This window comes from Neisseria sp. HMSC055H02, from assembly GCF_001813335.1.
GTDB classification, from domain to species: Bacteria; Pseudomonadota; Gammaproteobacteria; order Burkholderiales; family Neisseriaceae; genus Neisseria; species Neisseria sicca_C.
In genome coordinates this window covers 13,129-27,453 of sequence record NZ_KV812074.1, presented here as the reverse complement: position 1 = coordinate 27,453, position 14,325 = coordinate 13,129, and the positions used below count along the sequence as shown (strand labels likewise).

At 54.2% G+C, this 14,325-nt stretch carries 14 protein-coding genes and 1 pseudogene; 9 read left to right on the top strand and 6 right to left on the bottom strand.

Translation table 11 applies throughout. From position 1 onward, the window contains the following. Both HMPREF2907_RS02740 and cueR read right to left on the bottom strand, forming a co-directional pair. Positions 1-152, bottom strand: a pseudogene (locus HMPREF2907_RS02740) (transposase); the annotation flags it as partial. A 10-nt stretch (positions 153-162) separates the two neighbouring features. After that, on the bottom strand, positions 163-555 hold the full coding sequence (gene cueR, locus HMPREF2907_RS02735) for a Cu(I)-responsive transcriptional regulator (protein ID WP_070679813.1): 393 nt from the start codon (positions 553-555) through the stop codon (positions 163-165). Between the two features lie 147 nt (positions 556-702). Between cueR and HMPREF2907_RS02730 the strand changes: the two genes are divergently transcribed. From HMPREF2907_RS02730 to HMPREF2907_RS02715, 4 genes are all read left to right on the top strand, one after another. Then, positions 703-912, top strand: a complete 210-nt coding sequence (locus tag HMPREF2907_RS02730; RefSeq protein ID WP_070679810.1) for a heavy-metal-associated domain-containing protein — start codon at positions 703-705, stop codon at positions 910-912. Between the two features lie 99 nt (positions 913-1,011). After that, positions 1,012-3,177, top strand: a complete 2,166-nt coding sequence (locus HMPREF2907_RS02725; RefSeq protein WP_070679807.1) for a heavy metal translocating P-type ATPase — start codon at positions 1,012-1,014, stop codon at positions 3,175-3,177. Positions 3,178-3,331: 154 nt separating this feature from the next. Further along, the gene (gene ttcA, locus HMPREF2907_RS02720; protein ID WP_070679804.1) at positions 3,332-4,291 is read left to right on the top strand and encodes a tRNA 2-thiocytidine(32) synthetase TtcA; all 960 of its coding nucleotides are present in this window, start codon (positions 3,332-3,334) and stop codon (positions 4,289-4,291) included. Positions 4,292-4,517: 226 nt separating this feature from the next. Further along, positions 4,518-5,006, top strand: coding sequence for a DUF456 domain-containing protein (locus HMPREF2907_RS02715; RefSeq protein WP_070679801.1), 489 nt, complete (start codon positions 4,518-4,520; stop codon positions 5,004-5,006). 71 nt (positions 5,007-5,077) lie between these two features. Here the strand turns inward: HMPREF2907_RS02715 and HMPREF2907_RS02710 are convergent, their stop codons facing one another. Both HMPREF2907_RS02710 and HMPREF2907_RS02705 read right to left on the bottom strand, forming a co-directional pair. After that, the gene (locus tag HMPREF2907_RS02710) at positions 5,078-5,740 is read right to left on the bottom strand and encodes a YecA family protein (protein ID WP_070679798.1); all 663 of its coding nucleotides are present in this window, start codon (positions 5,738-5,740) and stop codon (positions 5,078-5,080) included. 85 nt (positions 5,741-5,825) lie between these two features. Further along, complete coding sequence (locus tag HMPREF2907_RS02705; protein ID WP_070679795.1) at positions 5,826-7,079, bottom strand: D-alanyl-D-alanine carboxypeptidase family protein; 1,254 nt, start codon at positions 7,077-7,079, stop codon at positions 5,826-5,828. Positions 7,080-7,294: 215 nt separating this feature from the next. Between HMPREF2907_RS02705 and ilvA the strand changes: the two genes are divergently transcribed. After that, on the top strand, positions 7,295-8,821 hold the full coding sequence (gene ilvA / locus HMPREF2907_RS02700) for a threonine ammonia-lyase, biosynthetic (RefSeq protein WP_070679791.1): 1,527 nt from the start codon (positions 7,295-7,297) through the stop codon (positions 8,819-8,821). Between the two features lie 111 nt (positions 8,822-8,932). On the opposite strand, the gene HMPREF2907_RS02695 is transcribed toward ilvA, so the two are convergent. Beyond that, the gene (locus HMPREF2907_RS02695) at positions 8,933-9,739 is read right to left on the bottom strand and encodes an outer membrane protein assembly factor BamD (protein WP_003755523.1); all 807 of its coding nucleotides are present in this window, start codon (positions 9,737-9,739) and stop codon (positions 8,933-8,935) included. Between HMPREF2907_RS02695 and rluD the strand changes: the two genes are divergently transcribed. The 4 genes from rluD (at position 9,738) to yciA (ending at position 12,989) form a co-directional block, all read left to right on the top strand. Beyond that, positions 9,738-10,862 (top strand): 23S rRNA pseudouridine(1911/1915/1917) synthase RluD, encoded by a 1,125-nt coding sequence (gene rluD, locus HMPREF2907_RS02690; RefSeq protein ID WP_070679788.1) that lies wholly within the window; start codon positions 9,738-9,740, stop codon positions 10,860-10,862. The two genes, HMPREF2907_RS02695 and rluD, sit on opposite strands and share 2 nt — an antisense overlap. A gap of 1 nt (position 10,863) precedes the next feature. After that, positions 10,864-11,445: a hypothetical protein gene (locus HMPREF2907_RS02685; protein ID WP_070679785.1), complete on the top strand. Its 582-nt coding sequence runs from the start codon at positions 10,864-10,866 to the stop codon at positions 11,443-11,445. Positions 11,446-11,673: 228 nt separating this feature from the next. Next, positions 11,674-12,447, top strand: a complete 774-nt coding sequence (gene pgeF / locus HMPREF2907_RS02680; RefSeq protein ID WP_070679782.1) for a peptidoglycan editing factor PgeF — start codon at positions 11,674-11,676, stop codon at positions 12,445-12,447. Between the two features lie 104 nt (positions 12,448-12,551). Then, positions 12,552-12,989: an acyl-CoA thioester hydrolase YciA gene (gene yciA / locus HMPREF2907_RS02675; protein ID WP_003742967.1), complete on the top strand. Its 438-nt coding sequence runs from the start codon at positions 12,552-12,554 to the stop codon at positions 12,987-12,989. Between the two features lie 112 nt (positions 12,990-13,101). Here yciA and HMPREF2907_RS02670 read toward each other — a convergent pair whose 3' ends face one another. Then, positions 13,102-14,199 (bottom strand): NnrS family protein, encoded by a 1,098-nt coding sequence (locus HMPREF2907_RS02670; RefSeq protein ID WP_070679779.1) that lies wholly within the window; start codon positions 14,197-14,199, stop codon positions 13,102-13,104. Between the last annotated feature and the right edge of the window lie 126 nt (positions 14,200-14,325).

Here is a 14,325-nt window from a genome sequence, read left to right as displayed (position 1 = left end):
TGGGCTTTGCGCATAATGCCGTCCAGCAACTGATGCTCTTTTAGATGTTGCCGGTTTTCCTTACTGTCATAGCCTTTATCGGCATAGACGGTCGTACCTTCGGCAATGCCTTCCAACAAAGGCAACAGGTGGTTGCACTCATGTGTATTGGCCCCAAGCCGCCTAACGCTCCTCCAGCCCGGCCAAAATCGCACAATCCGGGCAGTCGTCTCCCGCGCAGGCATCGTGCCAGCGTTGCAGCTCGGTCACCATGCCCTGCAAGCGTTCGATTTTGGCTTCCAGCTCGGCGATGTGCCGCGCGGTGAGCGTTTTCACTTCGCGGCTGGTGCGCTGCGGGTTGTGTTGCAGGCTCAAAAGCTGCCCGATCTGCGGCAGCGAAAAGCCCACTTCCCGCGCATGGCGGATAAAGCGCAGCCGGGCAAGGTCGGCCTGTCCGTAGCGGCGGTAGCCCGCTTCGCTGCGCGCGGCCGGGGCGATTAGGCCGTGCTTTTCGTAGTCGCGGATTTGTTTGGCGGAAAGGCCGCTCTCGGCCGCGGCCTGGCTGATGTTCATCATGATGCTTGACCTTTACTTCGGGTGAAGCTTTATAGTGGCGGCACTTAGCGGGAAAGCAAGAGCAGACCCATCATTTCAGGCTACCTGAAAGCTTTGGCTGCAACGGGCTTTAAAACCTCAGCCTCATTCCAACAGAAAGGAAACCCTATGCAAACCATCACATTAAACATCGAAGGCATGACCTGCGGCGGCTGCGTGAAAAGCGTTACCAGCATCCTCGAAGGCGTAAACGGCGTGGACAAGACCGAAGTGAGCCTGGAAAACAAGAACGCCGTCGTGGAATTCGACCCCGCCCAAACCAACCCCGCCGCGCTGATAGAAGCGGTGGAAGACGGCGGCTTTGATGCGGCTTTGTAAATCGAATCGCAACAAATCAACTGCAACACTCCAAAGGCTACCTGAAAACCCTGCTCCGCTTTTTTCAGGTAGCCCAACCACATTCAGAAGGAAGAAACCATGCAACAAAAAGTCCGTTTCCAAATCGAAGGCATGACCTGTCAGGCCTGCGCTTCGCGCATTGAGAAAGTGTTGAACAAAAAAGACTTTGTCGCCGAAGCGGGGGTGAACTTCGCCAGCGAAGAGGCGCAGGTGGTGTTTGACGATAGCCAAACCTCCGCCGCCGACATCGCCAAAATCATCGAGAAAACCGGCTATGGCGCGAAGGAGAAGACGGAAGACGCGCTGCCGCAACCCGAAGAAACCGCGCATATCGGCTGGCGGCTGTGGCTACTGTTCGCCATCAACGTCCCGTTCCTTATCGGCATGGCGGGGATGATGATTGGCAGACACGATTGGATGATTCCGCCGTTGTGGCAATTCGCGCTGGCAAGCGTGGTGCAGCTTTGGCTGGCGGTGCCGTTTTACAAAAGCGCGTGGGCGAGTATTAAAGGCGGGCTGGCGAATATGGACGTGCTCGTTACCATCGGCACGGTCTCGATTTACCTGTATTCCGTCTATATGTTGTTTTTCAGCCCGCACGCGGCGCACGGCATGGCGCATGTATATTTTGAAGCGGGCGTGATGGTGATTGGTTTTGTGTCGCTTGGCAAATTTTTGGAACACCGCACCAAAAAATCCAGCCTGAACAGCTTGGGCCTACTGCTGAAACTTACGCCGACCCAAGTCAACGTGCAACGCGATGGCGAATGGAAACAACTGCCCATCGACCAAGTGCAAATCGGCGACCTAATCCGCGCCAATCACGGCGAACGCATCGCTGCCGACGGCATTATCGAGAGCGGCAGCGGCTGGGCGGACGAGAGCCACCTCACCGGCGAATCCAATCCCGAAGAGAAAAAGGCGGGCGGCAAAGTGTTGGCGGGTGCGTTGATGACCGAAGGCAGCGTGGTGTACCGCGCCACACAGCTCGGCAGCCAAACCCTGCTCGGCGACATGATGAACGCGCTGTCCGAAGCACAAGGCAGCAAGGCGCCGATTGCGCGTGTGGCGGATAAGGCGGCGGCGGTGTTCGTGCCTGCCGTCGTGGGCATCGCGCTTTTGACCTTTATCGCCACTTGGCTGGTTAAAGGCGATTGGACGGTGGCGCTAATGCACGCCGTTGCCGTTTTGGTGATTGCCTGCCCGTGCGCGCTCGGTTTGGCAACGCCTGCCGCGATTATGGTCGGCATGGGCAAGGCGGTGAAACACGGGATTTGGTTTAAAGACGCGGCGGCGATGGAAGAAGCCGCCCACGTCGATGCCGTCGTGTTGGACAAAACCGGCACGCTGACCGAAGGCAGGCCGCAGGTTGCCGCCGTCTATTGCGTGCCCGACAGCGGCTTTGACGAAGACGATTTGTACCGCCTCGCCTCCGCCGTCGAACAAAACGCCGCCCACCCGCTCGCCCGCGCCATCGTCTCCGCCGCCCAAGCGCGCGGTTTGGAGATTCCCGCCGCACAAAACGCGCAAACCGTCGTCGGCGCAGGCATTACCGCCGAAGTCGAAGGCGTGGGCTTGGTAAAAGCGGGCAAAGCCGAATTTGCCGAATTAAAGTTGCCTGAAAACCTTTCAGACGACGTCTGGCGCATCGCAAGCATCGTCGCCGTTTCCGCCAACGGCAAACCCATCGGCGCATTCGCACTCGCCGACGCGCTGAAAGCCGATACCGCCGAAGCCATAGACCGTCTGAAAAAACACGGCATCGACGTTTACATCATGAGCGGCGACAACCAAGGCACGGTCGAATACGTCGCCAAACAACTGGGTATCGCACACGCCTTCGGCAACATGAGTCCGCGCGACAAAGCCGCCGAAGTGCAGAAACTCAAAGCCGCCGGCAAAACCGTGGCGATGGTCGGCGACGGCATCAACGACGCGCCTGCCCTCGCCGCCGCCAACGTCAGCTTCGCCATGAAAGGCGGCGCGGACGTTGCCGAACACACCGCGTCCGCCACGCTGATGCAGCATTCGGTCAACCAGCTCGCCGATGCCCTGCTGGTATCGCAGGCAACTTTGAAAAACATCAAACAAAACCTGTTTTTCGCCTTCTTCTACAACATATTAGGCATCCCGCTTGCCGCACTCGGCTTCTTAAACCCCGTCATCGCAGGCGCGGCAATGGCGGCAAGCTCGGTGTCGGTGTTGGGTAATGCCTTGAGGCTGAAACGGGTGAAGATTGAGTAATATAGCCGCGTAATATGCATAATATAAAACAAAGGTCGTCTGAAATCCCCTCCCCTCTTTCAGACGACCTTTCTTTTCTAATATGCGGTTTCCAAACGCTTTTTGCGGTACAATACCGCCCTTAAATTTTCCTTATTTCAAAGCACAAACCGCCATGTCAAAAAAAACCAAACAAGAATTAGAGAACAACAAACTCAACAAACGCCTGCGCCACGCCGTCGGTGACGCGATTAACGATTTCAACATGATTGAACCGGGCGACAAAATCATGGTCTGCCTCTCCGGTGGCAAAGACAGCTACGCCCTGTTAGACATTCTGCGCCAGCTCCAAGCCAGCGCGCCGATTGATTTCGAACTGGTTGCCGTCAATCTCGACCAAAAACAGCCGGGCTTCCCCGAAGAAGTGCTGCCGACCTATCTCGAAAGCATAGGCGTGCCGTACAAAATCGTCGAAGAGGACACCTACTCCACCGTTAAACGCGTATTGGACGAAGGCAAAACGACTTGTTCGCTGTGCAGCCGCCTGCGCCGCGGCATTCTCTACCGCACTGCAAAAGAATTGGGCTGCACCAAAATCGCCTTGGGACACCACCGCGACGACATCCTCGCCACCATGTTTTTAAATATGTTTTACGGCGGCAAACTCAAAGCCATGCCGCCCAAGCTGGTGAGCGACAACGGCGAACACATCGTCATCCGCCCACTGGCGTATGTGAAAGAAAAAGATTTGATTAAATACACCGAACTGAAACAATTCCCGATTATCCCGTGCAACCTCTGCGGCTCGCAGCCCAACCTGCAACGCCAAGTCATCGGCGATATGCTGCGCGATTGGGACAAACGCTTCCCCGGCCGCATTGAATCGATGTTCTCCGCCCTGCAAAACGTCGTTCCCTCCCATCTTGCCGACCCTGAGCTTTTCGACTTCGCCGGTTTGGAACGCGGTCAAACCTTAAAACACGGCGGCGACTTGGCGTTTGACAGCGAAAAAATGCCCGAACGATACTCCGACGGCAGCGAAGAAGATGAGAGTGAAATCAAAATCACCCTGTCCAAACCTGAACGTAAAGTCATCAATATTCTGGCAAATAAGCCGAAAACTTGCGGCGCATAAAACAAAAATCCGGATGCCTTGTCCGGATTTTTTATTTCTTTGCACAAACCTGCCTTGAATCATCAGGACGTGCAACCATAATACGGTGAGTCGCATAATACGGTAAGTCGTCTGAAAACTGGGATTTTACGGGAAAGACGATACAAACCGTTCCATTTTAATCCGCCGCAAAACAAGCTCAGCGTGCTTCGCATACCCTTTTCCCTTCCATCAAACAAGGACTGTTATGACTGCCATTTTCATCCTGCTTGGTTTAATCGCCATTTGTGTCGGACTGCTCGGCACGATTTATCCCGCCATTCCCGGATTGGGATTGATGTTCGGCGGCGCATGGTTGCTTGCATATGCCGGCGATTATCAGATTTACGGTACAAACACCCTAATTTTTCTCGCCGTTGTCGCTGCCATCGGCACGGCGATGGATTATGTCGCAGGCGCATTAGGGGCAAAATATACGGGAGCCAGTAAAACTGCAGTTTGGGGAGCGCTAATCGGTGGTATCGTCGGCGCGTTTTTTTCCATCCTCGGACTGTTGTTCGGCCCGCTCATCGGCGCGGGTGTCGGAGAATTCTTGGCACGCCGCGATATGTGGCAGGCGGGCAAAGTCGGACTGGGGACGTTTATCGGCTTCATCATCGGTACGGTCGCCAAAATCGGTTGCGCCTTGACGATTGTAATGACCCTGCTCGTTATGTGGGCGGCAAGCTGGTTTTAACCTGATCATTGTAAAGGTCGTCTGAAAACAGGTTTTCAGACGACCTTTTAACTTTTTACCTGATCGGAAAGTTATCCATTGCCGCAACAGGCTTTGTATTTTTTACCGCTCCCGCAGGGACAAGAATCGTTTCGCCCGATTTTTTCGCCTTCGCGACGTACAGTTTGCGGTTTGTTGATAATTGCCTGCCAATACCAGTAAATATCGAGCAGGACGTGCGGCAGGTCGGATTCGAGCTGTGAGAGTTCTTTTTCAGTCAGGTGCAAAATGATTTCGCCGTTTTGCTCTTCGTCGTAAATACCGCCCAAAGCCATGATCGGATAGAACAGGTCTTCAAACTCTTCCTGATCGACCGCTTCAAACCAATCGGTCGGCACGACATCCAAGGCATACAGATAGGCGTTACACCAAGTGTACACGTCGGGATTGCCCGCTGCATCTTCGTAAAGCCACAAATCGGGCAACATTTTACTGCCGAGCTTGATACGCAAATCAGCCGCCAGCGCCATCACCAAACGCTCGATTTCGGTACGCTCTTTCGCGTCAAACAATGATTCTTCACCCAACACTTCAGGCAGCCAATCGTTCGGATTCAAGGCATCGGGACCACTCAACAAAGCCATCATAAATGCCTGTACCTCATCGCAGCGCATGGTGTTGTGTTGTTCCGATTTGGCATCGAGCAGCTGCATCAGGCGCACGCGGGATGCTTCGTCAAATGCTTGTAATTGCATGGTTTTTCCTTATTTTTAATGATATATCCGTTATCCGAAAGGTCGTCTGAAAACCATTTTCAGACGACCTTTTCATCAATCCTGCCTATTTCGAACTGCTGCCGAACAAGCCTTTGAACCACAATACGATATCATCCCACATCCGTCTGAACCAGCTGCCTTCTTCAACGGAATGGAGGGCGACGACGTTTTTCTCGGTAATGACTTTGCCGTCTTTGACGATTTTGAGTTTGCCCAAGGTTTGACCTTTGCGTATCGGGGCGATAACGGGCTGGACGGTTTCTAAAATCGGTTTGATGTTTTGTCCGGCATCGTGGGGAATCGTGATGTACACGTCTTCGAGGAAGCCGACGTTCACCGATTTGCTGCTGCCTTTATAAACTTTGACCTTGGAAATGATTTCGCCGCCGTTGTAGAGCTTGGGCGTGTCGAATGCCTGCAATGCCCAGTTGAGCAATTTGCCGCTTTCGGACGCGCGGGCTTCGGTGGAATCGGTACCGACAACGATGGAAACGATGCGTCTGCCGTTGCGTTTGCTGGAAGCGGCAAGGTTGTAGCCTGCGCTTTCGGGGTGTCCCGTCTTCAGACCGTCCACATTGGAATCGCGGTAGAGCAGGAGGTTGCGGTTTGGCTGTTCGACATTGTTGTATTTGAAGGATTTAATCGAAAATACGGGATAGTATTTCGGATAATCGTGTATCAGCGCGGCGGAGAGGATGGCTAAATCGCCGACAGTGGAAACGTGGCCTTCGGCAGCCAATCCGGTCGGGTTTTTAAAGTGGGTTTTGGTCATGCCCAAACGCTTGGCTTCTTCGTTCATTTGTTGGACGAACACGTCCACCGAGCCTCCTCCCATGGCTTCGGCAAGCGTGGTGGCAGCATCGTTGCCGGATTGGACAATCATGCCTTTAATCAAATCACTCACGCTGGCGGGGACTTTGGGATTGAGAAACATCCGCGAGCCTTCGATTTTCCAGCCTGCATCGGACACGGTCAGCATTTGGTCGGCGCGCAATGTGCCGTTTTCCAAAGCCTTGAACGTGAGGTAGGCGGTCATCATTTTGGTCAGCGAAGCCGGTTCGATCTGCGTGTCGATATTGTTGGAGGCAAGCACTTGATGGCTGTGCAAATCGGTAACAATGTATGCGGCAGCGGCAATGGCAGGCGGCGCGTCAGGGCTGTTGATGCTGGGCATCATGGCTTCGGGCTGGGATGCGGCGGCAGGAGCCGGCTCGGAAGCGGCAACTGCGGGGGCTGCGTTGTTTTTAGCCGCTTGCGGCGCGGCTTGCGCGGCGGTAATCATCATCGCCGCGATCAATACGGATAATGTTTTTTTCATTGGAATGTGGTGCGGAAATAGAAATAAAAACAACCGCGTCGTGCGGTTTGGCGCAAAAGGCTGTCATTATACCGCCGCAACTTCGCTTTGCTAAGATTTTTCTTGATTTCAGACGACCTCGCGGGTATGGTTTTACCTTTCCGCCGTTTTGTTGACAAAGTTTGACGCGGACGGCGGACACTCCTTTCGAAAATACTCCTCCGGCACACAAAACCATGAACAACCGCCCATCTTATTCCGATTACCTCATCCGCATCCTGACCGCCTCCGTTTACGACGTTGCCGTCGAAACCCCGCTCGAACCTGCCATCGGGCTGTCAGGTCGTCTGAACAACAACGTCCTGCTCAAACGCGAAGACCTGCAACCCGTGTTTTCCTTCAAAATCCGCGGCGCGTACAACAAAATGGCGAAGCTGCCCAAAGAAGCACTCGCCTGCGGCGTCATTGCTGCCAGCGCGGGCAACCACGCACAAGGCGTCGCACTTTCGGCACAGCGTCTAGGCTGCCGCGCCGTCATCGTGATGCCCGAAACCACGCCCCAAATCAAAATCGACGCCGTCAAAAGCCGCGGCGGCGAAGTCGTCCTCAAAGGCGTTTCCTACAACGATGCCTATGATTACGCGATGGAATTGGCAGAAAAAGAAAAACTAACCTACATCGCCCCATTTGACGACCCCGACGTGATTGCCGGACAAGGCACGGTCGGCATGGAAATCGTGCGCCAACGTCCCGACGACATCCACGCCATCTTCGTCCCCATCGGCGGCGGCGGACTGGCTGCGGGTGTTGCCGCATTCGTCAAACAAGTCCGCCCCAGCATCAAAGTCATCGGCGTGCAAACAAACGACTCCTGCTGCATGAAGCAATCCGTCGAAGCCGGAAAAGTCGTCAGCCTCAAAGACGTCGGCCTCTTCTCCGACGGTACTGCCGTCAAAGTCGTCGGCGAAGAAACCTTCCGCCTCTGCCGCGACCTCTTGGACGACATCATCACCGTCGATACCGACGCCATCTGCGGCGCCATCAAAGACATCTTCGACGACACCCGCAGCATCACCGAACCCGCCGGCGCGCTCGCCCTTGCCGGCTTGAAAACCTATGCCGCCCGCAACCGCATCCAAAACCAAACCCTCATAGCCGTAACCAGCGGCGCCAACATGAATTTCCACCGCCTGCGCCACGTTTCCGAACGCAGCGAATTGGGCGAAGGCAACGAAGGCATTTTCGCCGTTACCATCCCCGAAGAGCGCGGCAGCTTCCTCAAATTCGTCAACCTGCTCGGCAGCCGCAACATCACCGAATTCAACTACCGATACGGCGACGACCAAAAAGCCCATATCTTCGTCGGCCTGCAAACCGCAGGTTCCCAAGACCTCGCCGTCATCAGCCGCCAGCTGACCGAAGCCGGGCTGCCCAATGTCGATCTGACCGACGACGAAATCTCCAAAATCCACATCCGCTACATGGTCGGCGGACGCACAACAAAAGTCGCCCACGAACGCTTAATCAGCTTCGAGTTCCCCGAACGCCCCGGCGCACTCGCCCGCTTCCTCAACCATATGCAGGGCGGCTGGAACATTACCCTCTTCCACTACCGCAACCACGGCGCCGACTACGGCCGCATCCTCGTCGGCATCGACGTCCCGCCCGGCGACAATCAAGCCTTCGAAAACTTCCTCGAAAGCCTCGGTTACAGCTATCAGGACGAAACCCAAAACGCCGCATACCGCCTGTTCCTTGCTTGATTGGAAGATAGAATAAAGGTCGTCTGAAACCCTGTTTGATGGTTTCAGACGACCTTTCATCTTTCGGACAACCGATACCAATCCGTATCAACTGTCCTGAATTTGATGTGCTTAACGCCAGTAGCGCCACCAAGGCATATCGTTCGGTTGCCATTGGTGTTGCAGGAATGGGCTTTGCGGGAAGTTGGTTTCCAAAACGCGGCGGGTGTCGGCGGCGAGTTGGGGTTTGTCCAGTTTTTTGTAAGCCAGCTCCATCATGGCGAGCGATTCTTCGACGTAGCGGGTATTTTGGTAACGCTCGACGATTTTTTGGGCGCGGTTGACTGCGGCGAGGTAGGCGCCGCGTTTCATGTAGTAGCGGGCAACGGAGATTTCGTTACCGCCCAATGCGTCCACCAGTTTTGCCATGCGCTCGGTGGCGTCGGCGGCGTATTTGCTCTCCGGATAGCGTTGTACCAATTCGGCAAATGCTTGGTATGCGCTGCGGTTGGCTTTAGGGTCGCGGTCGGACCAGTCTTGGGAGGCGAGTTTGTTGAGGAAGGATTGGTCTTCGTTGAACAGAACCAAGCCTTTGAGGTAAAGCGCGTAATCCATATTCGGATGTTGCGGGTGATGGCGCTGGAAGCGGTCGATGGCGGCGAGGGCTTTTTCAGGCTCGTCGTCTTTGTAATAGGCGTATGCGGTGTCCAGCTGCGCCTGTTGCGCGTAGCGGCCGTTGGGGAAGCGGGATTCTAAAATTTCGTATAACTTGATGGCTCGCGTATAATTGCTGCTGTTCAACTCGTCATGCGCTTCGGCATAGAGTTTTTCCACGTTCCAATCTTGTGTGATTTGCGCGTCTTTATCGACCGTACCTTTATTGCTTGCACAGGCACCCAGTGCCAGACTTAACGAAACTACTAAAAGAATTTTTTTCATGCAGAATACTTCCTTTGATAATGAAGCCGATTATAGCGACGATTTAGACTTTACGTCAGCCCCCGAAGCAGAAAGTTGTGTTAATTTGACTGTTCCGCTGGAGCTTGCGGGCGGGCGGCTGGATGCTGTGTTGGCAAAGCTCATGCCTGATTATTCGCGCAGCCGCCTGACATCGTGGATTAAAGAAGGCGCGGTTATTGTAAACGATAAGCCTGCCCAACCCAAAGACAAAATGATAGGCGGAGAATCCGTCAGCGTAACGGTACGTCCGAGCGAAGAGAATCTCGCGTTCAAACCCGAAGCGATGGATTTGGATATTGTGTACGAAGACGATACCGTCATTGTCGTCAACAAACCCGCCGGACTGGTCGTCCACCCCGCCGCAGGCAACTGGACGGGGACGCTGCTCAACGGACTGCTGGCGCATTGTCCCGAATTGAGCCAGATTCCGCGCGCGGGCATCGTCCACAGGCTCGACAAGGAAACCAGCGGGTTGATGGTGGTCGCCAAAACCCTGCCTGCACAAAATTCCCTCGTGCAACAGCTTCAAGAACGCACAGTCAAACGCATTTACCGCGCCGTCGCCAACGGCATCGTTCCCTTTGACGGCAAAATCGAAACCCAAATCGGACGCGATCCGCACAACCGCCTGAAAATGGCAGTCGTCAAATTTGGCGGCAAACCTGCCGTGACCCACGTCAAAGTGTTGGAACGCTATCTTGCGCATAGCTACATCGAATGCTCGCTCGAAACAGGTAGGACGCACCAAATCCGCGTCCATATGCGCGAAGCCAATCACCCGCTTGCCGCCGACCCCGTTTACGGCAACCTGCGCCATCCGTGCAGCGAACCGGTAAAAGAAGCGATTAAAAGTCTGGGCGCGCGTCAGGCGTTGCACGCCTACCGCTTAAGTTTCGTCCATCCGAAAACCAGCGAAACCGTCTCTTTTGAAGCCCCGATTCCCGACGATATCTACCACTTGCTCTCCGTCCTGCGTCTCGAAGCGGGCTTGGATTCGTCTTTGAGCAACGAAGAAGAATGGCAGGACAAACTCGGCACGGATGACGACGATGATTGGAACGAAGACGATTACGATGTCGAAGTGGTTTATGTGAGGGATTAAGATGTCTTCTTCAGATTTGGTCACACTTGCACAAATGGACGGCGAAATGCAGTGGCTGGCGGGTTACGGTAATTTGCCATCTGAAAAAACATATCGACTTCCCACTAAAGCTGCCATCGTTTACATGATTGCGCTGCCCGTATGGTTGGGTACGCGGAACATGGAAGATATGGAGATTCTGAACATAGGCTCCGGTGTCTTCATGTTGTCATTTCTTTTGATAATGATTTTGTCCTTCCCTTATGTGTCTCTATCATCCAAAAAAAGAGCATTGGAAAAATTACAGGATAAGTTTTGGCGATACGACCCTGTCAAACGAGTCCTGACGCATTGGGAAGGCAGCGAAATCGTTATGGAATATCTTCTTTCTGAAAATGACCACTTATCGGCAATCAGATGGAGAGGCGATCTCTATGGAGAATTTTTTACGCTGGAATATCGCCGTCCATATCCTGCACCATACGTTCGAATTTTGACTTTTATTTATAGCAAGCCGTCAGACAAAAAAGATTTTGCGGCTGCTGCGCAAAATATTGCCAAGCAGATGAATCTGCCCTTGGATGAAAACGGCTTGTACAACTAGCCTGATCGAATGTTCAAATAGCTTTCACGCAGTAGATGAAAAGGTCGTCTGAAAAAGTGTAGTGGATTAAACTTTAAACCAGTACGGCGTTGCCTCGCCTTACCGTACTATCTGTACTGTCTGCGGCTTCGTCGCCTTGTCCTGATTTAAATTTAATCCACTATACAATGTGGCTTGTCGAGACTGATAGACGCATTCTTTTCAAACCTTTCCTTACTTAAATAAAACATGAAAACCATCACAGAAACCTTAAACCTCGCCCCGCAAGGCAAAAATTTCCTGACTGCCGACTGGCCTGCGCCCGCCAACGTGAAAACCCTGATTACCACCCGCAACGGCGGCGTGAGCCAAGGCGTATATCAGAGTTTGAACCTCGGTTCGCACGTCGGCGATGATCCCGATGCCGTACGTCGCAATCGTGAAATCGTGCAGGAACAGGTCGGGCTGCCCGTTGCCTACCTCAATCAAATCCACAGCACCATCGTCGTCAACGCTGCCGACGCATTGGGCAACGCGCCCGACGCCGACGCTTCGGTGGACAACACGGGTAAAGCTGCTTGCGCCGCGATGACTGCCGACTGCCTGCCTGTCTTGTTCTGCGATAAAGCCGGTACGGTCGTCGCTGCTGCACATGCGGGCTGGCGCGGTTTGGCGGGCGGCATATTACAAAACACCATTGCCGCGATGAATGTTGCGCCCGTCGAAATCATGGCATATCTCGGCCCTGCCATCGGCGCAGACGCCTTCGAAGTCGGACAAGACGTGTTTGACGCATTTTGCGCGCCCATGCCCGAAGCTGCGGACGCATTCGAAGACATCGGCGGCGGTAAATATCTTGCCGACATCTACGCGCTGGCGTGTTTGGTTCTGCGCCGCGAAGGGGTGGATATGATTTACGGCGGCACACACTGCACCGTCTTGGAACGCGACACTTTCTTTTCTTACCGCCGCGACGGACAAACCGGCCGCATGGTCAGCCTGATTTGGTTGGAACAGGCATAAAAGGTCGTCTGAAACGCCCCATCCTCTTTCAGACGACCTTTGTAAGACACAATCCGCCAACATTCAAATCCACCCCAATCTGCACCGCTCAAAAGGATATTCTCATGACTCAAAAAAACGAACACCGCTCCCACCCTCAAGGCGAGCTTTTGCTGCGCACCGTCGCCATGCCGCAAGACACCAATCCCAACCAAGATATTTTCGGCGGCTGGATTATGTCGCAAATGGATTTGGGCGGCGGCATTTTGGCGGCGGAAATCGCGCAAGGCCGCATCGTTACCGTCGCCGTTCAGGAAATGAACTTCATCCGCCCCGTTAAAGTGGGCAACGTGGTTTGCTGCTACGGACGCTGTGTGCGCGTGGGCAATACTTCGCTGCAACTGAAAATCGAAGTTTGGGTGAAAACGCTGATGAACGACCACCTGACCGAAGACCGCCAACTCGTTACCGAAGCCGTCTTCACCTACGTCGCCATCGACAGCGAAGGCAACACGCGCCCTATTCCCAAAGAAGGCAATCCGAAACTGCAAGGTCTGATTTAAACCCTGATTTAAGCAAAGGTCGTCTGAAAACCCATATTGGAGATTTTCAGACGACCTTTTGACTTAAGGCGATACAGGGCTTGCCATTGAATGGGGAATGAAACAGAAACGCTCACTCCGGATCGTCCGTAAACGCATTCGCCCGAAATATCGGTACGAACGTCAACAGATAAAGCACGAACACGGCGGCGGTCAGAATCGCGGGGACGGTGATGAAGAATATCGGGTTCACGTTCATTAAAACAGCGCGCGAGACGGCTGCGGCGAAGAGGATGGGGACGGCGATGCGGCAGAGTTTGGGGTAGTTGAGTTTGGTAAAGCCGCTGTGCCACAGTCCGGCGGTCAGCCACACCATCATCACGCCGCCCATCATTCCGCCGAGGGTAATCAAGTGCAGGGGCGCGGAAGCGGGCAGGTTTTGCAGTTTCGCCGCGCCTGTCCACAGATAACCTGTGGCGGCAAAGAGTTGGAGCAGGTAATAGGTGCGGACGTAGTGTTTGCGCAAGAGTTCGTGATGGTGCAGTTCGCGCAGCTTGGCAAGCAGGATGAAACCAACGGCGAATGCGGTAAAACCGGCGGTCTGCGTGGGCAGCCAAAGTTCGGCGGCGGCGTGCAGCAACAGGAAGGTGATGGCGATGTTTTTATAAACGACGTTGGGGATAAATACGGGATCTTTCAGACGGCATTCTTTAAGGGCTTCCGCGCCTAGAAGGACGCTGACGCGCACGGATACGAACATGACCGCCGCCATGTTCAAATGCACTTGCGCGCGCAACAGGTTCAAATCGCCGCCGACGGCATAGGCCGTCTGAAAAACGGTGAACGCGGCAAGCAGCATCAGCAGGGCGAAATTATCGGTGTTTCGGTCGAGCCAAATCAGCCAGGCGCAGAACAGCAGCAACACCAGCCAATAGGCGGCGACGAAAAACGAAGAGGTTTGCGTCGCAAACGGCAACAGGACGGATGCGGTGAGCAACAACGCCGCCAAGACGGTGGCAACAGGTTTCAGACGACCTTTATAGCCCGTCCATTCGAGCATGGCGGCAGTCAGGAAACCGCCGTATGCTGCAGACAGCATGAGTTCTAAGAAGATTTGGCGGTGCAAAATGACGGCACCGGGGCTGATGAAAAACACCAACGCGCCAAGTATGGCAAGCACCGCCGCGCCGACAAAAAACGGCCGCATGGGGTGGGTGAAAAATTTATTCATGGCTTGGCTTAATTCTGCATGAAGATGCTTTCGGATACGGATTTATTGGGCGGACAGGGCCGTATCTTTTGCCAAAGAGGCAAGCCTGCGGCTTGCTTGCCCTCTCCCTAGCCCTCTCCCACGGGG